The organism is Bradyrhizobium sp. RT6a, from assembly GCF_040547675.1.
GTDB lineage: Bacteria > Pseudomonadota > Alphaproteobacteria > Rhizobiales > Xanthobacteraceae > Bradyrhizobium.
Genome location: NZ_JBEPQC010000006.1, coordinates 215,667 through 235,768 on the forward strand (window position 1 = coordinate 215,667; position 20,102 = coordinate 235,768).

Sequence of the window (20,102 nt, forward strand, 5' to 3'; positions counted from 1 at the left end):
GATGCTTGAGGTCAAGGACATCAACCTGTTCTACGGCGCGGCGCAGGCGCTGCGCGGCGTCTCGATCGCGGCCGAGCCCGGCAAGGTCACCTGCGTGCTCGGGCGCAACGGCGTCGGCAAGACCTCACTCCTGCGCGCCATGGTCGGGCAGTACCCGATCTCGTCGGGCGCGATCGTGCTCGACGGCAGCGATATCACGGGCCTGAAGCCCTATGAGCGTGCGCGCAAGGGCATCGGCTTCGTGCCGCAGGGGCGCGAGATCTTTCCGCTCCTGACGGTCGAGGAGAATCTCAAGACCGGCTTCGGCCCGCTCAGGCGCGAGGACAAGCACATTCCGGACGACGTGTACTCGCTATTCCCGGTGCTGCAATCCATGCTCGGCCGGCGCGGTGGCGACCTCTCCGGTGGCCAGCAGCAACAGCTCGCAATCGGGCGCGCGCTCGTGATGCGGCCAAAGCTGCTGCTGCTCGACGAGCCGACGGAGGGCATCCAGCCCTCGATCATCAAGGACATCGGCCGTGCCATCTCGTACCTGCGCAACCTCGGCAACATCGCGATCGTGCTGGTCGAACAATATCTCGACTTTGCCTGCGAACTCGGCGACAGTTTTGCGGTGATGGATCGCGGCGCGGTGAAGTTCACCTGCGACCGCTCCAATCTCGACGCGAGCGAAATCAGCCGCCAGATGGCGCTGTAGGCCCATTCTGCCGCGACCGGCTGGGGAGGCGGATGCGCAGCGACGTTTTGGCGACATCTTCGGTGTTCGACGCCAACCGTGCCCGCGGCGCGGTGCGCTTCGACGTTCACGCGCGCGACGGTGTGACACGTCGCGGGATCTTGCATGAGTCCGGCTCCCTGCGCATTCGCTTCCCTTCGCCGGAGGACGAGGGTCTCTCCGGTGTGTTCGTCAACACCGCCGGTGGTGTCGCCGGCGGCGACCGCTTCGACATCGAGATCGCGGCCGCAGATGGCTCGAAGCTGACGCTGACGACGGCGGCCGCGGAAAAGGTCTACCGCGCGCCAGGGCAGGCGGCGGAGCTCAATATTGCGCTGAAGGTTGCCGCAGGCGCACATCTCGGCTGGCTGCCGCAGGAGACGATCCTGTTCGACCGGGCGCGCGTGCGGCGTCGCTTCGACATAGACCTCGATGCAACTGCCTCGCTCCTGCTCTGCGAGATCGTGGTGTTCGGCCGTACCGCGATGGGTGAACGGATGGAGCAGGGCGAGTTCGTCGACCGCTGGCGGCTGCGCCGTGGCGGCAAGCTCGTGTTCGCCGAGACGGTCAGGCTCGACGGCAATATCGGCGCAAAGCTTGCGCGATCGGCGGTGGCGAAGGGCGGCGCTGCGATCGGGACGGCGCTGATCGTGCCCGGCGACGAGGCCCTGATCGAGCGTCTCCGCGAGGCCTCGGAATCCTTCGCCGGCGAGGTCGGGATATCCGCCTGGAATGGCTTTGCAATGGCGCGGTTCTGTGCCCAAGATGCGGCGTGCTTGCGCGGTGACATGATGGCCGTATTGGCGCGCACCGGCGCGGCGCTACCGCGACTCTGGTTGAATTGACGAAGTGAACGGAAGAGATTTCGCATGAACCTGTCTCCCCGCGAAAAGGACAAGCTTCTGATCTCGATGGCGGCGATCGTAGCCCGCCGCCGGCTGGATCGCGGCGTCAAGCTCAACCATCCCGAGGCGATCGCGCTCATCTCCGATTTCATCCTCGAGGGCGCGCGGGACGGTCGCACCGTCGCCGAGTTGATGCAGGCGGGCGCGCAGGTCCTCAACCGCGACCAGGTGATGCCGGGCATTCCCGAGATGATCCACGACATCCAGGTAGAGGCGACCTTTCCGGACGGCACCAAGCTCGTCACCGTGCACGAACCGATCAGGTAGTTTTGAATTCGTCATTCCGGGGCGCCTGAAGGGCGAACCCGGAATCCAGCAATTGTTGATCGAGATTCCGGGTTCTCGTTGCGCGAGCCCCGGAATGACGAGGAGGATAGAATGATCCCCGGCGAACTCTTCATCCAGGACGGCGAGATCGAGCTCAACGCGGGCCGCAAGACCGTGATGCTGACGGTTGCCAACACCGGCGACCGTCCGATCCAGGTCGGCTCGCATTACCATTTCTTCGAGACCAACCCCGCCCTGAAGTTCGACCGCAAGAAGGCCCGCGGCATGCGCCTCGACATCGCCGCCGGCACCGCGGTTCGCTTCGAGCCGGGCCAGACCCGTGACGTCCAGCTCGTCGCGGTGGCCGGCAAGAAGACCATCTACGGATTCCGCGGCGACGTGATGGGGAAGCTGTGAATTCCACAGGAACGAGCGTGGCGCGGCACGGTTGAGGCGAAAACGGAGGACTTTGCCATGCTGTCACCTGTCCGCCTCGTCTCCGAAGCCGCCGAGCTCGCCGCGCGCCGTCACAACGGGATGGCGCGCAAGGGCCGCGGTCATGAGCCTTACATCAACCACCTCGCCGAGGTCGCGAACCTGCTTGCCACCGCGACCGACGGCGCCGACGCCGAACTTGTTGCAGCCGGCTGGCTGCATGATGCGATCGAGGACACCGACACCACGCGCGAGGAGCTCGCGCAAAAATTCTCCGACCGTGTCGCGTCGCTTGTCGAGGAATGCACCGACGATATGAGCCTGCCTAAGCCGGAGCGGCGGCGGCGTCAGGTGCTCGACGCACCGAAGAAGTCGGCTGGCGCCAGGCTGATCAAGATCGCCGACAAGATCAGCAATATCGGCGCGCGCGTACATTCGGATCCGACGGCCGAGGAACGTGACGACCTCGTCGATTACACCGACTGGGCCGAGCAGGTTGTCGCCGGTTGCCGCGGCGACAACTCTTGGATCGATACGACATTCGATGACATGGTGCTTACAGCGAGGACCTCGCTGTGAGCGCCGATCCAGCATTCAAACGCAAACGGGGCTTGTGATGTCCGTCAAAATAAAGCGTTCCGTCTATGCCGACATGTTCGGCCCGACGACCGGCGACAAGGTGCGGCTGGCCGACACCGACCTCATCATCGAGGTCGAGAAGGATTTCACCACCTACGGCGAGGAAGTGAAGTTCGGCGGCGGCAAGGTGATCCGCGACGGCATGGGCCAGTCGCAGGTCACCAACAAGCAGGGCGCGGCGGACACCGTCATCACCAACGCGCTGATCGTCGATCACTGGGGTATCGTGAAGGCCGACGTCGCGATCAAGGACGGCATGATCGCCGGCATCGGCAAGGCCGGCAATCCCGACATCCAGCCCGGTGTCACCATCATCATCGGCCCCGGCACGGACGTGATCGCGGGCGAAGGTAAGATCCTCACCGCCGGCGGCTTCGACAGCCACATCCATTTCATCTGTCCGCAGCAGATCGAGCACGCGCTGATGTCCGGCGTCACCTCGATGCTCGGGGGCGGCACCGGCCCCTCGCACGGCACCTTCGCTACCACCTGCACGCCGGGGCCGTGGCACATGGGGCGGATGATCCAGTCGTTCGACGCCTTCCCGGTCAATCTCGGCATCTCCGGCAAGGGTAACGCCTCGCGGCCCGCCGCGCTGGTCGAGATGATCAAGGCCGGCGCCTGTGCGCTGAAGCTGCACGAAGACTGGGGCACCACGCCGGCCGCGATCGACACCTGCCTGTCGGTGGCCGACGATCACGACATCCAGGTAATGATCCACACCGACACGCTCAACGAATCCGGCTTCGTTGAGGATACGATCAAGGCCTTCAAGGGCCGCACCATCCACGCCTTCCACACCGAGGGCGCCGGCGGCGGTCACGCCCCCGATATCATCAAGGTCGCGGGGCTGAAGAACGTGCTGCCGTCCTCGACCAATCCGACGCGGCCTTTCACGCGCAACACCATCGACGAGCATCTGGACATGCTGATGGTGTGCCATCACCTCGATCCCTCGATCGCGGAAGATCTGGCGTTCGCCGAAAGCCGCATCCGCAAGGAGACCATCGCGGCCGAGGACATCCTGCATGATCTCGGCGCGCTTTCGATGATCTCCTCGGACTCCCAGGCCATGGGCCGCCTCGGCGAGGTCATCATCCGGACCTGGCAGACCGCCGACAAGATGAAGAAGCAGCGCGGCTCGCTGCCGCAGGACAAGGGCAAGGACAACGACAATTTCCGGGTCAAGCGCTACATCGCCAAATACACGATCAATCCCGCGATCGCCCATGGCGTTTCGAAGCTGATCGGCTCGGTGGAGAAGGGCAAGCTCGCCGATCTCGTGCTGTGGTCGCCGGCCTTCTTCGGCGTCAAGCCGGATTGTGTCGTCAAGGGCGGCATGATCGTCGCCGCTCCCATGGGCGATCCCAACGCCTCGATTCCGACCCCGCAACCGGTGCATTACCAGCCGATGTTCGGCGCCTTCGGCAAGGCGGTGACCGCGTCCTCCGTGGTGTTCACCTCGAAGGCCGCCATCACCGGCGGCCTCGCGCGCAAGCTCGGCATCGACAAGAAGCTCTATGCGGTCCAGAACACCCGCGGCAGGATCTCGAAGAAGAGCATGATCCACAACGATGCCACCCCCAATATCGAGGTCGATCCGGAGACCTATGAGGTCCGCGCCGACGGCGAGCTTTTGACCTGCGCCCCCGCCGAGGTGCTGCCGATGGCGCAGCGATATTTCATGTACTGAAATAGCGCCTCAACGCATGTCTCCGGACCATGTCTTGGTCGCATATCCGGGGGCGGCTTTTCCGAGTTTTGCGTTCGATCCCGCCTGGTCTAAGGTCCCGCCCGGTATCTGAAGCCCAGAAGAAAAGCCGGGAGGATTTCTCGTGATCTACGTCGTCGCCACCTTGACCATCAAGCCCGAAACGCGCGCCGAATTCATTGCAGCCGCCACCGCCTGCATCAAGGAGACCCGGAAGGAGCCCGGCAATATCGCCTATGATCTGCATGAGAGCGTCACCGATCCCGCCAAGATGGTGTTCGTCGAGCAGTGGGAGAATGCCGAGGCGCTGGTGCCGCATCGCGCCATGGAGCACATGAAGACGTTCGGCCGCGTCGCGGTGAAGTGTTTTACGGCGCCGCCGAAGATCGAAGTGATCACGCCCGAGAAGGTCGAGACACGGTAACGGGGTAAAAGCGCATGATCCGGGCGACGCAGGTCAGGGGACAACACCGCTTCGCGGAAGCGCCGGCGGATACGGTCGTGCTCGATTTCGACGATCGACACCGCCGCCGCATGGCGATGACGGGGACGCGGGGGCTCGAGTTCCTGCTCGACCTGGAGAATGCCGTCGCGCTGCGCGGCGGCGATGCGCTGGTGTTGGAGGACGGTCGGCTGATCGAGGTGGTCGCCGCGCCCGAACCGCTGCTTGAGATCCGCGGCCACGATCCGCACCACCTCATTCGCGTCGGCTGGCATCTCGGCAATCGCCATCTGCCGACGCAGATCATGGCCAAGGGCCTGCGCATCCGCCGCGACCACGTCATCGAAGCCATGGTGAAGGGCCTCGGCGCGCGTGTAATCGAGATCGAGGCGCCGTTCGATCCCGAGGGCGGCGCCTATGCCGATGCCGGTCATGCGCATGGACACGACGGCCACGCGCATCACGATCATGGCCACGATGATCATCATGATCATCACGGTCATGATCACCACCATGGTCATGCCGCACATGGCGACGGGCACGATCACCATCACGACGACGAGCATTGCGATCACCCCGACCATGACCACGGCGACAAGCATGCTCATGACCACAAATGAGTCGGTCGCTGCCCGCGACCTCGCGGAGCGCGAGGCGGCGGCGCTGTACCGGTTGATGACCTGGCTGTCGCCCGCGTTTCCCGTCGGGGGCTTTTCCTACTCCAGCGGCATCGAATGGGCGGTCGAGGCCGGCGACATCACCGACACCGCGTCGCTCGCGGACTGGCTCGATGCGATGCTTCGCGATGGCTCGGGCTTCTGCGATGCGACCTTTCTGGTCCACGCCTATCGCGCCACTGAAGCGGGCGAGGGCGACACCTTGAGCGATATCGCCGAGCTCGCCGCGGCCTTCGTGCCGTCGCGCGAGCGGCAGCTGGAGACGACATCGCAGGGCCGTGCCTTCATCGACATCGCCCGCGCCGCGTGGGATGCCGACGGGCTGGATGCCATGGTTGCGTCGTGCCGCACGCCATTGGTCTATCCCGTTGCTGTTGGCGTGGTCGCCGCGATGCACGGCGTGCCGCTGGCGCCGACGCTGCACGCCTTCCTGCATGCGCTGGTCTCGAACTGGATTTCCGCAGCCAGCCGGCTCATTCCGCTCGGCCAGACCGACAGCCAGCGCGTGCTGGTGAGGCTGGAAGCCGCGGTTGCCGCGACTGCAAATCGTGCGCTGAATGCGACGCTGGACGATGTCGGCGGCGCAACGTTTCGCGCCGACCTCGCCAGCCTGCGGCACGAGACGCAATATACGCGGCTGTTTCGGTCATGAGCGGGGTGCGCAGCTTTCCATCGTCGTCCTGGCGAAAGCCAGGACCCATAACCACGAGTGCGCGTGGCTATGCACAGATGTGGCTCCAGCGTGCCGTGACAATCGGGTTCAGTGGTAATGGGTCCTGGCTTTCGCCAGGACGACGATAGGAAACACTCAATGCCTACTTCCCACGGCCCCTTGCGTGTCGGTGTCGGCGGTCCGGTCGGATCGGGTAAGACCGCGCTGATGGACCTGCTCTGCAAGACCATGCGCGAGCGCTACGACATCGCCGCGATCACCAACGACATCTACACCAAATGGGATGCGGAATTCCTGGTACGCTCGGGCTCGCTGACGCCGGATCGTATTGCAGGGGTCGAGACCGGCGGCTGCCCGCACACCGCGATCCGCGAGGATGCCTCGATGAATCTCGCCGCGGTGGCGGATATGCGCGCCAAGTTTCCCGGGCTCGATCTCGTGCTGATCGAATCCGGCGGTGATAACCTCGCTGCCACTTTTTCCCCGGAGCTCGCCGATCTCACCATTTACGTCATCGACGTGGCGGCCGGCGACAAGATCCCGTCCAAGGGCGGCCCCGGCATCACCCGGTCCGACCTCCTTGTCATCAACAAGATCGACCTGGCGCCCTATGTCGGCGCTTCCCTGGAAAAGATGGAGACGGACGCCAGGCGCATGCGCGGCGAGCGACCGTTCGTCATGACCAACCTGAAGAAGAGCCAGGGGTTGGACCGCATCATCGGCTTCATTGAGGCCAAAGGCGGCTTGAAACGGGCCGGCTGACCGGCGCGACGACCTAACGCAGGCGTTTCCCCCGTTAACGCGTTGGGCAGAGCCGTGTCCGCGGAACAAATTTCGGTCACGGCGATTGATTACCTCCGGTGCCCGGAGCAAATCCGCCCCGGCCGGACCATCGGCTGGGCGGATTTGAGCTTTTCAGGCGACCCAAGTTGCGTATCGATGCCTCCTCCTCCATTATCTCGGCCATTGGGGTTCACCCTGTTTCGGCACGTGCCCGTTCGAGCGGCGTCCATATGCTCCGTGTTTATTGCCGACCTCCTGCTTTCGCCTGAGTAGTCGCGTGGTCAGGCTGGGTTTCATCATCGGCTTCATTGCTCTTCTCGGAGCCCTGCTCTCCGGGCTTGCGGCTTATCGCGTCCACGACCAGGAGCTGGCGCTGGACCGGATCGCGCTGGCGCGCGCGATCGACGTCCATGCGAGCCTGGTCCAGGACCGGCTCACCGAGCGCGAACTGCTCGCGCGGGTTGCCTCCGGCCTGTTCCGGGCGCCGTCGGTGCTCAAGCCAAACATGCTCGAGCCGCTGCGCTCGGCCATCTACGCCTTCAAGACCGATTTCGTGGTGGCGGGCTGGGTTGCCCGCCTGAAGCCGAACGAGCTTGCCGCAGCGCAGACCGCCATCGCGAGCGCCGGCTTCCCCAATCCGCGAATCCGCACCTATGACGACAAGCCGATCGATCCGGCAGGTGTCACCCAGCCGATCGACGTGCTGCTGGATCTCGAGCCGCGCAGCAACGAGACCAAGGGGTTGCCCGGCCGCAGTTACGACCAGGATCAGGTGCGCAGCGCCATGCTGACGCGCGCCAGAGTGGAGAAGAGATCGGTTGCCTCAGAACCGGTTGCCCTCCTGCGAGGCGACGGGCCAATCGGCATCATTGTGGCCGCTCCCGTCATCCCCGAGGGCGCGACGGAGCCTGCGGGCTTCATCACATTTTCCTACGAGCTCTCTTCCCTGATGCTGACCAACGACGACATGTCGTTGTTCGCGGTCGCGCTGAAGGATCCGCGCCGGGAGGGTGGCGAACTCGTCGCCAACGATCAAGGCGTGGTCTCGGCCCGAACGACGGCAGCCGATGGGGCGGCGCCGTCGGCGACGCGCACGGTGAGCTTCGGTGGTCGCGACTGGCAGCTCGGCTATTACGCCAAGACCAATTCGGCGCGCCGCGCCGAGCAGACTGCGATCATCGTGGCGGCGATCGGCTTTGCGATCACCGCGATGGTGTGCGGCCTGTTCGGCTATGTCGCCTACAACAATTTGCGGCTCAGCCGGGAAATCCAGGTCAGAATCGGCTTCGAGCGCCGGCTGACGGCCGTCATCGACGAGCTCAACCATCGGGTCAAAAACATCCTGGCGGTGATCCAGTCGATCGTGACCCGTACGCTGCGCCATGGCTCCGACATCGATGTCGCGCGCGAGCTCCTGATCGGCCGCATCCACGCCATGTCCAATGTCGTCTCACTGCTCAGCGAGAGCCAATGGCAGGGCGTCAAGCTGAAGGGCCTGTTCGAGGCGCGCGCCATTCCGCATGCCGACCGCATCGCCGTTACCGGTCCTGATATCGCAGTCAGCGCGCGCGCGGCGCAGAGCCTGTCGCTGCTGTTCTTCGAGCTCGCCTCGCATTCCGACGAGGGCCTGTCGCTGGTCGGCAAGCATCCGCACATCACTGCCAATTGGACGGTGACGAACGAGGGGGCCGGCGAGGTCTTCTATTTCCGCTGGGAGGAGTTCAACACCAGCGAAGCGACGCGCCGCCCCGATTCCGATTTCGGCCTGATCCTGCTCGACCGCGTCGCGCCCGAGGCGCTCGGCGGCACCGCCAAGCGCTATTTCACCGATGTCTCCTATGTCTACGAGCTGACCGCGCCGATGGAGACGGTCGAGGATATGACCGAGCGCGACCGTACCGACAAGCTGTCAGCACCGATCCGGCCGGCGCGGAAAGCGCCCTAGATCTTCGGCCGCAGCACGAGGTCAACCAGAGTCCGCGCGTAGGCCGGTGTGACCGGCGCGATGCCGAAGACGTAGCGGTAGAATAGGCCGCCATAGATCGCGTCGTAGAGATCCTGGGGCGGTGCTTCCGCCAGAATGCTGCCGTCGCTCTGGCCCGCGGCGATCATCTCGATCAGCGCGTCGCGTCGGAATTGCAGGTAGCGGGCGTAGAACAGCTCCGCCGAGCCGGTCTTGGAGATGCATTCCGAGATGACGGCGAGCTGGACCTTGCCGAACTCGCCCTGGAGCGCTTCGGCATAGGCCGCGGCATGGCGGCGTGCGCGCGCGGCAGGGCTGCCCGAGCTTGCAGGCGGCAGCGGCAGCATCTGCGCGGCATGGTGAAGGAAGGCGTCGATCAGCAAGGCTTCGCGGGACGGCCACCATTTGTAGATCGTCATCTTGGAGACGCTGGAGTGGCGCGCGATCGCGTCAATGGTGGTGGCGGCAAGGCCGGTGGTGGCCATCAGCGCATAGGCGCTTTGGAGAATGGCGTTGGTGGTCTCGATCGACCTTGGCCGGCCGCGCCGGGGCGCGGTCTCGTCTCCCTCACCCCCGCCATTCGCCATCACCACGCCCGGTCTCCTCGCGCAATCCGCTGCCGCTCCGCATAGCCCAGCCGTGATGGCCGGCCTAGCGGAATCGGAGGGTGCCGGGTTAGGCCTGCTGCCGCAAGGCCGCGGGCAGGTCCTGCCGCTTCGACCAGGCGATGTAATATGCAACCGCGGCCATCGCCGCGAAGCCGGCCAGACTCACGGCGATCTGCATCACCACCAGATTGGCGCCGGTGATCAGGATGAGATGGCCGGCTAAGGACAGGAATACGCCGACGCAGAACACCGCGAGCCATTCCTCGCCGCATCTGATGACCGCCCGTAGCGATCTCCATTGCAGGCCGGGATGATCGGCCGGGACGAGATGTGTCGCGAGGAAAGCGAGCGCGAGGAAGTGGACCACGCGATAGGGTGCGAGGTTTTCCTTGTCGGTCGGCGTGATGTTGTTGAGCACGATGTCCGGTAGGTAGGCGGCAAGCGCCGGCGAGTGGCGCATCAGCGTGATCGTCATCGCGAATACGAGATAGGCGCCTGCGAGCACGCGCAGCCAGGACAGGCCGTGCAGCGCGCGGCCCGACGCACCGGTCACGGCGAACCAGCCGCCCAGCACCATCAGCATCTGCCAGCAGAACGGGTTGAAGGTCCACTCCTGGTCCGGATAGACCCGGAAATTCCAGTCGAACCAGCGTGCCGCAACGTACAGCGCGACCGATGCCGCAAGCGTCAGGTTCGGCCGCCGCAACAGCCCCCACAGCGCGAACGGAAAGAAGGCCATCAGCGGTATCATCAGCTGTAACAGGTCGAGATTCAGCGGCTCCTCCTGGAGCACGAGGCCGCGCACCAGGATGCGCAGTGGGTGCTCGAGAATTCCCGATATGTTGTATTCGTGGATGATCTCGGGCGCCTTGGATTGCGAGGCGACATAGGCGATGGTGTCGATATAGATCACGAACAGGACGACATAGGCGGCATACAGCCGCCAGACGCGGCGAAAGATGCGCGTCGCCGCGACGACGTAGCCGCGCTCCAGTGCTATCCTGCCGTGAATGATCGCGACGCCATAGCCCACCACGAACACGAACAAGTCTGCGGCGCCGCTGAAGCCGAAGTTGCGCAGCGTCAGCAAATTGACGACGTTGTTCGGGATGTGGTCGACGAAAACCGACCAGTTGGCGATGCCGAGCGTCAAATAGAGCCGGGGGTCGTGATGGAATGCGGCGAGGTTCGCCTGGACGGACGGTTTCATCGAAAAAATGGCTTTTGGAATCAGGGGCGCTGCTTTTAACGGCAACCGCCTGCCTATCCGAGTAGCGTTTGCGTGATGGCGCAGGCAAACGGCGCCGGGCGGCGCCAAACTTGGCGCAGGGCCGCCGGTGCCTATTCCATAGATGCGTTCGCGGGACTTGTGACGAAATTTTCTACCCCGCGGTAGCTGCTACTCGGCAGGTTCAGCCGAGGCCTCGTCGGGTACGCCGGCGCGGCTCGCCATGATTCCGAGGGCGACGCCGCCGATCGCCAGGATCGGCAACAGCCGCTTGATCCCGATGGCGCGAACGATCTGGAGTCCGGTGGCGAGCAGCATGGGGTCCGCGAGCATGCTCGAGGCCGCCGACTTCGTGGCGCGCTCGGCCGCGATATGAGCTTGCTTGCGCAGCTGCCGTTTGTAGACCCAATAGCTTACCGCCGCGGTCAGGGTCAGCAGAAAGAAAATGCCTGCACCGGCGAGGCAGGCCTGCACCGGACCATATTTGTTGAGCACCGAAATGAACGCCGCCGCGCACAGGAAGCACGTGGTGATGAACAGCGCGAACGCCGCGCCTGCTGCCAGCGAGGTCAGCCGCACAGTGGTGCCGGTGGATGCGCTGATCCCGTCGATGATGCGCTGAAACATGGCCTTGCTCCTCAGATCCCACAAGCCGGCACCGGCGGCGCCGCTGCGCCACCGTCTCGATACCCCCTTCGCGACCTCAGCGGCGCCAGGCCGCGCCGATCAGGAAGCCGATGCCGAGCGCGAGCCCGACGGTCGCGAGCGGCCGCTGGCTGATCGCGTCCTCCAGCGTCTCCTCGATCGAGCCGTAGGCCTCCTGTGCCGCGCCCATCATCGCGCTGCCGCGCTCCGACATGTCGTCGATGGCGGAATCCACGTTTTCGCGCGCCTGGCGATAGCCGCGGCGGGCCTGCTTGCCGGATGAGTTGGCAAAAGTATTGAGCGCGTCGGTGATTTGATCGGTGAGGGCGGCGATATCGCTTTTCACGGCTGCTACATCCTTCTCGAGGCGTTCTCGGGTGGCTTTGTCGGTCCAGTCTCTCATCCCGGCTTCGGCATTGGTGGTGGACATCAGGGGCTCCGAGCTGCTGACGGTTGAGACAGCCGGGAAACGTTTCGTCGTCGGGTAAGTTCCGTTCACGGAAACCGGTTAGTCCTGCGGGAGCTGCGGCGAATCCTGCGGCAACAGATGCTCCTTCAGGATCAGGGCGACGATCAGCAGCGGCGACGACAGGAACGCGCCCATCGGGCCCCACAGCCAAGTCCAGAACGCCAGCGCCAGCAGCACCGCGAGCGCATTGAGCGCAAGCCGCCGGCCGATGATGGTCGGCGTGACGAAATGTCCCTCCAGGAAGGTGATGCCGCCAAAGGCGAGCGCCGCCATCAGGCCGCCGCTGACAGTCGGGAAGGTGACCAATCCCACCACGACCAGAATGGCGAACATGGCCACCGGTCCGATGATCGGAATGAAATTGAGGGTGGCCGCGAGCGCGCCGAGGCCAGCCGGATTGGGCATTCCGGTGAGCGCGCAGACGAGTCCGGCGGCGACGCCGACGCCGACATTGATGAGGGTCACGGTCAAAAGATAGTTGCCGAGATGGACCTCGATCTCATTGAGGATGCGAAGCGTGCGCAGCCGTGCGTCATGATCGCTGAAGGTCATGATCATCGCCCGTCGCAGGTCCCGCCAGCTGGCGATGAACAGGATCAGGGTGACGAAGAACAGCAGGAATTCGGTAAAGGTTGGTGACAGGAATTCGATCGTCGGCTGCACCCACTCGAATTTCGGCATCTGGAGGCTCGGCAATCCCTCCGAGCCGCCGAGCATCATCTGCAGCTCTCGCCACAGCGACAGCGGCCGGTCGAACACGTGGACCTTGTCTTTCAACTGCGCGCCGAGTTCGGGCAGGCGCGAGCTCCATTCCATCGCCGGCGAGGCAATCAGCGCGACGATGAAGCCGACTACGGCGGTCACCGCGAACACGATTAGCGCGGCGGCGAGACTCCGCGGCACTTTCTGTTTCTCCAGGAAGGTCGCTGCCGGCGAGAGCATCGTGCCGGTGACGAACGCCATCACCACAGGCAGAAAGAACGCCTTTCCGACATAGAGCACCGCGACGATTGCGATGAGGAGAAGTCCGGCGAGCGAGAAGGCCACGAGCTCGGTGCGGCGGATCACCGGCGGGAGTTCGCCGTGGCTCTCGGGAAGCGGAGTGCCTTCGCCGTTGCCGGAAGTCATACGTTCACTGGGAAGGACGCGCACAATACCTCTCCGGCACGGAGTCTTCGGTCCGCGCGCCCACGACCAGACAAGAACGTCCAAGCCTCCTGCGGGTTCCATCGCGGCTTCGTGAAGAGATGCTCGCTTGACTGTGACGTCGCTGCTGCATCGCGCCGCGGAACTTGTACCGGTTCGACCGCGTTGATCGAACCAGCGCATCACCCTGATGCGGGCATCCAACGGGGCAGCACATGACGAAGTTCTCTGCAGTCCGACGCCGCTTATCGCCGCGCCGCATCACCGCCTTCGCCTTCGCAACCGCTTTGCTGGCAGTGCCGTTCGGCGCCGCAAGCGCACAAACACTGGGCTACACCTATCCGCAGGATCAGGCCTACCCTCAGGACCAGGGCTATTCGCAGGGTTATGCGAACCAAGGCTATGCGAACCAACGCTATCCGAACCAAGGCTATCCAAACCAAGGCTATGCAAGCCAGAGCGCGCAGGCGACCGACGAAGATGGCGCGCTGCCCGATCGCCTGCGCAAGCAGATTGTCAGCTTCGACCGGAGCGAGCCGGCCGGTACCATCGTGATCGATACCAACAATACTTATCTTTACTACGTGCTCGGACAGGGCCGCGCCATCCGTTATGGCGTCGGTGTCGGGCGCGAGGGCTTCACCTGGTCGGGCGTGCAGAGCGTCAGCCGCAAGGCGGAATGGCCGGACTGGCATCCGCCGGCTGAGATGATTGCGCGCCAACCCTATCTGCCTCGCTTCGTCGCTGGCGGCCCCGGCAATCCGCTCGGCGCGCGTGCGATGTATCTCGGGTCGAGCGAATACCGCATTCATGGCACCAACGATCCCAGCACGATTGGCAAGTTCGTTTCGTCCGGCTGCATCCGCATGACAAATGAGGACGTCACCGACCTGTTCGGCCGCGTCAATGTCGGCGCCAAAGTCGTTGTGCTGCCGAAGAACGCGCCGCTGATGGCCAAAGGCGGGGATTCCGTGCGCAAGCGTCCGGCCGTGACGGCGCTGCCCTCGGGCCGGCAGGCGCTGAACATTTCGAATTCGGCCGTGAACTAAGGGTCGAGTGAGGTCACATGAAGAGACGTTCGATCGGCAAACTCGCCGGTGGCGCGGCGGCATTCGTCGCCGTTGCCTCCTTCGGCCTCGCGCTGACGCCATCGGCCCATGCGGAGGATTTTTTCTCGGCGCTGTTCGGCGGCTTCCGCGGACGGCCGGCGCCGGAGATTCGCATGCCGTTCCAGACCGATGACACGCCGCGCTACGACGCGCCGCGCCAGCGGGCATCCTATGGCGGCGGCACGGCCTATTGCGTGCGCGGCTGCGACGGTCGTTACTTCCCGGCGCAAGGGAACGATTCCGAGAGCAAGGCGCAATCCTGCAAGAGCTTCTGCCCGGCCTCGGAGACCTCGCTGGTCTATGGCGGCAACATCGACGACGCGACGACGGACAAGGGGAAATCTTATTCCGACTTGCCCAACGCGTTCCGCTATCGCAATGAGATCGTCGCAGGCTGCACCTGCAACGGCAAGGATCCGGTCGGGCTCGCTCAGGTCAAGGTCGACGACGATCCCACCTTGCGCAAGGGCGACATCGTCGCGGGCGCCGACGGTCTGGTGGTCGCCAGCCGCAATGCCAACGACCGCCGCGGCGTCGCGATGAATTTCTCTCCGCTGCCGGATTCGGTGCGCGCAAGATTCCGCCAAGTGCCGGTGGTGGCGAAGGAGTAACCCTCAACGTCGTCCTGGCTTTCGCCAGGACGACACCGAGGATGTGGGCGCGGCTCTCTTTAACGGCCCATTCTACGCCGCGCGGATCTTGCCGAGGAAGTCGCTGACCTCATGGCCGAGCTGGCGGCTCTGGCTCTCCAGCATCTCGGAGGCGTGCTTTACGTTGTCGGCGGCGGCGGCCGCAGCGTCAGCATCGGATTTGACGCCGGTGATGTTGTCCGAGACGTTCTTGGTGCCCTGCGCCGCAAACTGGGTGCTGCGGGTGATCTCTTGCGTGGCCGCCCCCTGCTCCTGCACGGCGGTGGCGATTGCGGTCGCGACCTCGTTAACTTCGCCGATGATGCCGCCGATGGTCTGGATCGCGCTGATGGCGTCGCCCGCGACCTTCTGGATGTCGGCGATCTGCTCGGAGATCTCCTCGGTTGCCTTGGCGGTCTGGCTCGCCAGCGACTTCACCTCGGAGGCGACCACGGCAAAGCCGCGCCCGGCTTCGCCGGCGCGGGCCGCCTCGATCGTGGCGTTGAGCGCGAGCAAATTGGTCTGCTGCGCAATGGTGTTGATCAGGCCGACGACCTCGCCGATGCGGCCGGCCGACTTCTGAAGTCCCTGCACCGTGCCGTCGGTGTCGCGCGCCTGGGTCACGGCGCGGCTGGCGATGCCCGCGGCATGCGCGGCCTGCTGGCTGATGTCGTTGATCGAGGCGCTGAGCTCTTCGGCTGCTGCGGCGACGCTGTCGACGCTCATGGAGGCGTCATTGGAGGCCTTGCCCGCGACCTGCACGCGGTCGTTGGTCTGCCGCGACACCGCGGAGAGATCGCCCGAGGTCTTGCGCATTTCGCCGGAGGCTTCGCTCAATTCGCCGAGCGTCTTGCGCACCGCCCCCTCGAACTCGCCAACATAGGTCTCGACCGCGCGCTGGCGCGCGGAGGCGCCCGCATTGCGTTCGCGCTCCTGCGCCTCGATCTTGAGCTTCTCGTTGGCCTGCTGCTTGAAGGTCTCCAGCGCGCCGGCAAGCGCCCCGATCTCGTCATTACGATCGAGATAGCCGCTGTCGACGGCAAGGTCGCCGCCGGCGACCTTCAGCATGGCATCCCGGATGGTGTTGAGCGGAGTGATGACGCGGCGGCTGACCAGCATGATCGCGCCGACGGCAAGCCCCACGGCGAGCGCCAGCAGCGTCAGCTGCACGATCAGTGCGCGCTCTGCGGCGCCGCGCTGCTCCTGCGTGTGGATCTTGGCAGCATCGAGCGCACCTTCTGCCACTGCGACCGCGCTCGCCATGCGGCCGACCGTGAGCGGGCTCCATTGGTTCGCCGTCATCTCGGGCTTCTCACCCTTGACCAGCGCGTCGGCGAGACGGTCGCGCAAGGCCAGATATTGCGGCTCGAAATAGGAGGTCTTGGCGGCCGCCATCGCGGAGGCGAGCCCAGCCGGCAACTGCATGCCGGACGTCGACAACTCCAGCGCCTTCCACATCGCGCTCGTGCCGCCGATATGTTGGGTATAAGCGTAGCGGCCTTCCGGCGTGATTTTGCCGGCGGCCAGTCCGGTCGAGACGATCAGCGACGCCTCGCCCGCGGTGTTGCGGAGCAGCCAGGCGTTCTGCTTGATCGACAGGAGCTGGTCGATCGCGGCGTCCAGGTGATTGACGGTGGCGGCCAAATTGTTCGAGAGCTTGTCGAGCGTGTCGAGCAGGCCCTGCGTCGTCTCCATGTATTCCTTGGGCAGGCTGGCGCGGCGCTGGTCCTTCGGCTTGGCGACATCCTCCCAGAACTGCTTCTGCTCTTCGGTCAGCAATTTGAACAGACGCGCGAGCTCCGGTACCAGAGTGCCCGACTGCGGGAAGTCCATACTGGGCAGCAGCTGGAGCGCGCGCGCCATGGCGGGCATTTGGGCATCGCGCAGGGCGCGCAGATATTTCTCGATCTCGCCGTCCATCGGCTCGGTCGCGTTCAGGAGGCGGACCGTGGTCGAGCGGTCGGTGCGTAGATTGTGCATCGCCTTGAACAGATCGGCGGACGTGTCGGCGATCTGCGAAATGCGGTTGCCGGTCTTCAGGCGATCCCAGGACTCGTAGGCGGTGAGCGAGAGTGCGATCACCACGCAGATCGATGTGATCGCGATCACCGCCTTCAGCAGCGCGGATACGGTCAGACGATTCAGCATCGAAGTCCCCCAATTCCCATTACAAAGTTCGTGAAGTCGCCCCCGGCAACATCGGAAAAAAGGGGCACGCAAGACCAGGCAATCGCATGCCGTTTGTGGCTCAGGGCCCAAACGGTGACTGCATCTGAAAGGAAAAGGGTAAAGTTTTAGGCAGGCCGACTGACGGTAGAAGTACGGAATTACTAGAAGTTGCAGAGGGTTGCCTCAATGGAACCGGCGCGGGAGTTGTGCGTTTAAGAAGCGTCAGCAACTGGCCTAATGGGGGTCCTAACAATGTTGGTCGGCGTCCTCGTCACCTTTCTCGTCGTCATTCTCGTACTTTACCTCATCAACATGCTGCCGATGGACGGCCGCGCCAAGCAGATCGCGCGCGTTGTCGTCATCATCATCGGCATCGTCTCGCTGCTGAAATATCTGGCAGTGTTCTAGCCGCGCTACTGCTCCAACAAAAAAGCCCCGGCGCGAGCCGGGGCTTCTGGTGCTCGCTTATTAGGGGCCTACCCCGCCGCCTTGGCCTCGCGGCGGCGAGCGGTGAGGATGTATTCGGTGTAGCCGTTGGGCTGCTCGCGTCCTTTAAAGATGAGGTCGCTAGCCGCCTTGAAGGCTGTGCCGTCGAAGGTGGGCGCCATCGGCTTGTAGATGGGATCGCCCGCATTCTGCTTGTCGACGACGACCGCCATGCGCTTGAGCGATTCCATTACCTGGGCTTCGGTGATGACGCCCTGGTGCAGCCAGTTGGCGAGGTGCTGGCTGGAAATGCGCAGGGTGGCACGGTCTTCCATCAGGCCGACGTCGTGAATGTCAGGCACCTTGGAGCAGCCGACGCCCTGGTCGATCCAGCGCACGACATAGCCCAGGATGCCCTGGCAGTTGTTGTCGATCTCCTGCTTGACGTCATCGGGCGCCCAGTTCGACTTCGACACCGGGATGGTCAGGATGTCCTCGAGCTTTGCGCGCGGCCCGGCCTTTGCGAGCTCCTGCTGGCGCGCGGTGACGTTGACCTGGTGATAGTGCAGCGCGTGTAGCGTCGCCGCGGTCGGCGAGGGCACCCAGGCGGTGGTGGCACCGGCCTGCGGATGGGCGAGCTTCTGCGTAAGCATGTCCGCCATCTTGTCGGGAGCCGCCCACATGCCCTTGCCGATCTGGGCATGGCCGGGCAGGCCACAGATCAGGCCCATATCGACGTTCCAGTCCTCATAGGACTTGATCCAGGCCTGCGCCTTCATCTCGTTCTTGCGGATCATCGGCCCCGCCTCCATCGAGGTGTGGATCTCGTCGCCGGTGCGGTCGAGGAAGCCGGTGTTGATGAACATAATGCGCTTGGAGGCGCGCTGGATGCAGGCCTTGAGGTTGACGGTAGTGCGCCGCTCCTCATCCATGATGCCGACCTTGAGCGTGTTCTCGGGCAGCGACAGCATCTTCTCGACGCGATCGAAGATCTCGCAGGTCAGCGACACCTCGTCGGGGCCGTGCATCTTCGGCTTGACGATATAGGCCGAGCCGGTGCGGCTGTTCTTGACCCTGGAGTTGCCCTTCAAGTCATGGACGGCGAGAAGCCCGGAGACGGCGGCGTCGAGCAAGCCTTCCGGAATCTCCTCGCCCTTGTCGTCCAGCACCGCGTCGGTGAACATGTGGTGACCGCAATTGCGCATCAGGAGCAGGCTGCGGCCGTGCAGCTTGACCTCGCCCTTGCCGTCAGGCGTCTTGTAGCTGCGGTCGGCATTGAGCGAGCGCGTCAGCGTCTTGCCGCCCTTCTCGAAATCGGCCGACAGCGTGCCGTTCATCAGGCCGAGCGTGTTGCGATAGACCAGCACCTTGTCCTCGGCATCGACCGCAGCGACCGAGTCTTCCATGTCGAGAATCGTGGAGACCGCGGACTCCATGACCATGTCCGCGACGCCGGCCGGATCGTCCTTGCCGATCGCGCTGCTGCGGTCGATCTTCACCTCGACATGCAGGCCGTTGTTGGCGAGCAGCACCGCGCTCGGTGCGGCTGCGTCGCCCTGGAAGCCCGCGAATTGCGCGGCGTTCTTCAGCGCGGTGGCGTTGCCGCTCTTCAGCTTCACCGCGAGCTGGCCCGCGACCACGCTGTAGGCGGTGACGTCGGTGTGACTGCCGGTCGCCAGCGGCACGGCGGCATCGAGGAACGCTTTCGCTTTTGCGATCACCTTGTCGCCGCGCGCCTTGTTGTAGCCCTTGCCGCTCTCGGATGGATCGTGCGGGATCGCGTCGGTGCCGTAGAAGGCGTCATAGAGCGAGCCCCAGCGCGCATTCGCTGCGTTGAGTGCGTAGCGCGCATTGGTCAGGGGCACGACGAGCTGCGGGCCGCAGATCTTGCCGATCTCCTCGTCCACGTTGGCGGTCTCGACCTTCTGCGTCGCCGGCTCCGGCACGAGATAGCCGATCTCCTTCAGGAACGCGGTATAGGCGTTGAGGTCGAACGCCTTGCCCTTGTTGGCGCGGTGCCAGTCGTCGATCTTGGCCTGCAGCGTGTCGCGCTCCGCCAGCAGCGCGCGGTTCTTCGGCCCCAGCTCCTTGATGATGGCGGCAAGCCCGGCCCAGAACGCATCCGGCGCGATTCCCGTCTTCGGGGCCGCTTCCTTGGCGATGAAATCGAACAGGACGGGAGCGATCTTCAATCCGTGGGCGTCGACGCGTTTCATGATGGGCTTTCTTGTTGGAAATGGCTGTTTTTGGCTGCTTTTGACCCGACAGCAGCAAAATGCGCTCCAAGGAGCGGCTTTCGGGGTCTTATTAGCCCCAAAATCGGGGCCGTGAGAAGGCCCCCAAAGGTTGTCAAAATGTCAAGGCGGGGTGGGCGCACGCACGGTGTCATTCCCCGCGAAGGCGGGGAATCCAGTACGCCGCGGCCTCTCGGCTGAATCACTGCTGTCGGTGGAATACTGGGTC

Annotated in this window: 21 protein-coding genes; 14 read left to right on the forward strand and 7 right to left on the reverse strand. The window is 64.4% G+C overall.

Features of this window, described 5'->3' with window-relative positions; all coding sequences use genetic code 11:
• Position 1: 1 nt before the first annotated feature.
• The 11 genes from urtE (at position 2) to ABIC03_RS28630 (ending at position 9,192) form a co-directional block, all read left to right on the forward strand.
• Complete coding sequence (gene urtE, locus ABIC03_RS28580; protein WP_007605420.1) at positions 2 to 697, forward strand: urea ABC transporter ATP-binding subunit UrtE; 696 nt, start codon at positions 2 to 4, stop codon at positions 695 to 697.
• A 32-nt stretch (positions 698 to 729) separates the two neighbouring features.
• Positions 730 to 1,560 (forward strand): urease accessory protein UreD, encoded by an 831-nt coding sequence (locus ABIC03_RS28585; RefSeq protein ID WP_354062993.1) that lies wholly within the window; start codon positions 730 to 732, stop codon positions 1,558 to 1,560.
• A gap of 24 nt (positions 1,561 to 1,584) precedes the next feature.
• Positions 1,585 to 1,887 (forward strand): urease subunit gamma, encoded by a 303-nt coding sequence (locus ABIC03_RS28590; protein ID WP_275172276.1) that lies wholly within the window; start codon positions 1,585 to 1,587, stop codon positions 1,885 to 1,887.
• A gap of 111 nt (positions 1,888 to 1,998) precedes the next feature.
• Positions 1,999 to 2,304, forward strand: coding sequence for an urease subunit beta (locus tag ABIC03_RS28595; RefSeq protein ID WP_354062995.1), 306 nt, complete (start codon positions 1,999 to 2,001; stop codon positions 2,302 to 2,304).
• A 57-nt stretch (positions 2,305 to 2,361) separates the two neighbouring features.
• On the forward strand, positions 2,362 to 2,901 hold the full coding sequence (locus ABIC03_RS28600; protein WP_275172275.1) for an HD domain-containing protein: 540 nt from the start codon (positions 2,362 to 2,364) through the stop codon (positions 2,899 to 2,901).
• Positions 2,902 to 2,938: 37 nt separating this feature from the next.
• Complete coding sequence (gene ureC, locus ABIC03_RS28605; RefSeq protein WP_354062997.1) at positions 2,939 to 4,654, forward strand: urease subunit alpha; 1,716 nt, start codon at positions 2,939 to 2,941, stop codon at positions 4,652 to 4,654.
• A 142-nt stretch (positions 4,655 to 4,796) separates the two neighbouring features.
• Positions 4,797 to 5,096 carry a putative quinol monooxygenase gene (locus ABIC03_RS28610; protein WP_007599815.1) on the forward strand — a complete coding sequence of 100 codons (300 nt, stop codon included), beginning with the start codon at positions 4,797 to 4,799 and terminating at the stop codon, positions 5,094 to 5,096.
• Positions 5,097 to 5,110: 14 nt separating this feature from the next.
• Positions 5,111 to 5,734, forward strand: coding sequence for an urease accessory protein UreE (locus ABIC03_RS28615; protein WP_354063000.1), 624 nt, complete (start codon positions 5,111 to 5,113; stop codon positions 5,732 to 5,734).
• Positions 5,715 to 6,443 (forward strand): urease accessory protein UreF, encoded by a 729-nt coding sequence (locus tag ABIC03_RS28620; RefSeq protein ID WP_354063211.1) that lies wholly within the window; start codon positions 5,715 to 5,717, stop codon positions 6,441 to 6,443. The genes ABIC03_RS28615 and ABIC03_RS28620 overlap by 20 nt, the downstream gene beginning before the upstream one ends.
• A gap of 159 nt (positions 6,444 to 6,602) precedes the next feature.
• On the forward strand, positions 6,603 to 7,226 hold the full coding sequence (gene ureG / locus ABIC03_RS28625; RefSeq protein WP_275172272.1) for an urease accessory protein UreG: 624 nt from the start codon (positions 6,603 to 6,605) through the stop codon (positions 7,224 to 7,226).
• A 298-nt stretch (positions 7,227 to 7,524) separates the two neighbouring features.
• Complete coding sequence (locus tag ABIC03_RS28630; protein ID WP_275172271.1) at positions 7,525 to 9,192, forward strand: CHASE domain-containing protein; 1,668 nt, start codon at positions 7,525 to 7,527, stop codon at positions 9,190 to 9,192.
• Here the strand turns inward: ABIC03_RS28630 and ABIC03_RS28635 are convergent.
• The 5 genes from ABIC03_RS28635 to ABIC03_RS28655 all read right to left on the reverse strand — a co-directional run bounded on the left by ABIC03_RS28635 (position 9,189) and on the right by ABIC03_RS28655 (position 13,312).
• Positions 9,189 to 9,797, reverse strand: coding sequence for a TetR/AcrR family transcriptional regulator (locus ABIC03_RS28635; protein WP_354063213.1), 609 nt, complete (start codon positions 9,795 to 9,797; stop codon positions 9,189 to 9,191). The genes ABIC03_RS28630 and ABIC03_RS28635 overlap by 4 nt on opposite strands.
• An 88-nt stretch (positions 9,798 to 9,885) precedes the next feature.
• Positions 9,886 to 11,028: an OpgC domain-containing protein gene (locus ABIC03_RS28640; protein ID WP_354063003.1), complete on the reverse strand. Its 1,143-nt coding sequence runs from the start codon at positions 11,026 to 11,028 to the stop codon at positions 9,886 to 9,888.
• A 189-nt stretch (positions 11,029 to 11,217) separates the two neighbouring features.
• Positions 11,218 to 11,673: a hypothetical protein gene (locus ABIC03_RS28645; RefSeq protein WP_354063005.1), complete on the reverse strand. Its 456-nt coding sequence runs from the start codon at positions 11,671 to 11,673 to the stop codon at positions 11,218 to 11,220.
• Between the two features lie 76 nt (positions 11,674 to 11,749).
• Positions 11,750 to 12,121 carry an ElaB/YgaM/YqjD family protein gene (locus tag ABIC03_RS28650; protein WP_007599824.1) on the reverse strand — a complete coding sequence of 124 codons (372 nt, stop codon included), beginning with the start codon at positions 12,119 to 12,121 and terminating at the stop codon, positions 11,750 to 11,752.
• Positions 12,122 to 12,199: 78 nt separating this feature from the next.
• Positions 12,200 to 13,312, reverse strand: coding sequence for an AI-2E family transporter (locus ABIC03_RS28655; protein ID WP_354063007.1), 1,113 nt, complete (start codon positions 13,310 to 13,312; stop codon positions 12,200 to 12,202).
• Between the two features lie 209 nt (positions 13,313 to 13,521).
• Between ABIC03_RS28655 and ABIC03_RS28660 the strand changes: the two genes are divergently transcribed.
• Both ABIC03_RS28660 and ABIC03_RS28665 read left to right on the forward strand, forming a co-directional pair.
• A complete protein-coding gene (locus tag ABIC03_RS28660; RefSeq protein ID WP_354063009.1) occupies positions 13,522 to 14,355 on the forward strand; it encodes a L,D-transpeptidase in 834 nt (277 codons plus the stop codon).
• A gap of 17 nt (positions 14,356 to 14,372) precedes the next feature.
• A complete protein-coding gene (locus ABIC03_RS28665; protein ID WP_354063011.1) occupies positions 14,373 to 15,026 on the forward strand; it encodes a DUF2865 domain-containing protein in 654 nt (217 codons plus the stop codon).
• A gap of 72 nt (positions 15,027 to 15,098) precedes the next feature.
• On the opposite strand, the gene ABIC03_RS28670 is transcribed toward ABIC03_RS28665, so the two are convergent.
• Entirely contained in the window at positions 15,099 to 17,192 is a 2,094-nt protein-coding gene (locus tag ABIC03_RS28670; RefSeq protein ID WP_354063013.1) for a methyl-accepting chemotaxis protein, read from the reverse strand.
• Between the two features lie 273 nt (positions 17,193 to 17,465).
• Between ABIC03_RS28670 and ABIC03_RS28675 the strand changes: the two genes are divergently transcribed.
• Positions 17,466 to 17,621: a Thivi_2564 family membrane protein gene (locus ABIC03_RS28675; RefSeq protein WP_007599832.1), complete on the forward strand. Its 156-nt coding sequence runs from the start codon at positions 17,466 to 17,468 to the stop codon at positions 17,619 to 17,621.
• A 68-nt stretch (positions 17,622 to 17,689) separates the two neighbouring features.
• Here ABIC03_RS28675 and ABIC03_RS28680 read toward each other — a convergent pair whose 3' ends face one another.
• Positions 17,690 to 19,855 (reverse strand): malate synthase G, encoded by a 2,166-nt coding sequence (locus tag ABIC03_RS28680; RefSeq protein WP_354063016.1) that lies wholly within the window; start codon positions 19,853 to 19,855, stop codon positions 17,690 to 17,692.
• Positions 19,856 to 20,102 lie beyond the last annotated feature (247 nt).

Excerpts from the sequence above, each read along its gene's own strand:
- urtE (WP_007605420.1), top strand. The coding sequence starts at position 2 with ATGCTTGAGGTCAAGGACATCAACCTGTTCTACGGCGCGGCGCAGGCG.
- ABIC03_RS28585 (WP_354062993.1), top strand. The coding sequence starts at position 730 with ATGCGCAGCGACGTTTTGGCGACATCTTCGGTGTTCGACGCCAACCGT.
- ABIC03_RS28590 (WP_275172276.1), top strand. The coding sequence starts at position 1,585 with ATGAACCTGTCTCCCCGCGAAAAGGACAAGCTTCTGATCTCGATGGCG.
- ABIC03_RS28595 (WP_354062995.1), top strand. The coding sequence starts at position 1,999 with ATGATCCCCGGCGAACTCTTCATCCAGGACGGCGAGATCGAGCTCAAC.
- ABIC03_RS28600 (WP_275172275.1), top strand. The coding sequence starts at position 2,362 with ATGCTGTCACCTGTCCGCCTCGTCTCCGAAGCCGCCGAGCTCGCCGCG.
- ureC (WP_354062997.1), top strand. The coding sequence starts at position 2,939 with ATGTCCGTCAAAATAAAGCGTTCCGTCTATGCCGACATGTTCGGCCCG.
- ABIC03_RS28615 (WP_354063000.1), top strand. The coding sequence starts at position 5,111 with ATGATCCGGGCGACGCAGGTCAGGGGACAACACCGCTTCGCGGAAGCG.
- ABIC03_RS28620 (WP_354063211.1), top strand. The coding sequence starts at position 5,715 with ATGCTCATGACCACAAATGAGTCGGTCGCTGCCCGCGACCTCGCGGAG.
- ureG (WP_275172272.1), top strand. The coding sequence starts at position 6,603 with ATGCCTACTTCCCACGGCCCCTTGCGTGTCGGTGTCGGCGGTCCGGTC.
- ABIC03_RS28635 (WP_354063213.1), bottom strand. The coding sequence starts at position 9,797 with ATGGCGAATGGCGGGGGTGAGGGAGACGAGACCGCGCCCCGGCGCGGC.
- ABIC03_RS28640 (WP_354063003.1), bottom strand. The coding sequence starts at position 11,028 with ATGAAACCGTCCGTCCAGGCGAACCTCGCCGCATTCCATCACGACCCC.
- ABIC03_RS28645 (WP_354063005.1), bottom strand. The coding sequence starts at position 11,673 with ATGTTTCAGCGCATCATCGACGGGATCAGCGCATCCACCGGCACCACT.
- ABIC03_RS28650 (WP_007599824.1), bottom strand. The coding sequence starts at position 12,121 with ATGTCCACCACCAATGCCGAAGCCGGGATGAGAGACTGGACCGACAAA.
- ABIC03_RS28660 (WP_354063009.1), top strand. The coding sequence starts at position 13,522 with ATGACGAAGTTCTCTGCAGTCCGACGCCGCTTATCGCCGCGCCGCATC.
- ABIC03_RS28665 (WP_354063011.1), top strand. The coding sequence starts at position 14,373 with ATGAAGAGACGTTCGATCGGCAAACTCGCCGGTGGCGCGGCGGCATTC.
- ABIC03_RS28670 (WP_354063013.1), bottom strand. The coding sequence starts at position 17,192 with ATGCTGAATCGTCTGACCGTATCCGCGCTGCTGAAGGCGGTGATCGCG.
- ABIC03_RS28675 (WP_007599832.1), top strand. The coding sequence starts at position 17,466 with ATGTTGGTCGGCGTCCTCGTCACCTTTCTCGTCGTCATTCTCGTACTT.
- ABIC03_RS28680 (WP_354063016.1), bottom strand. The coding sequence starts at position 19,855 with ATGAAACGCGTCGACGCCCACGGATTGAAGATCGCTCCCGTCCTGTTC.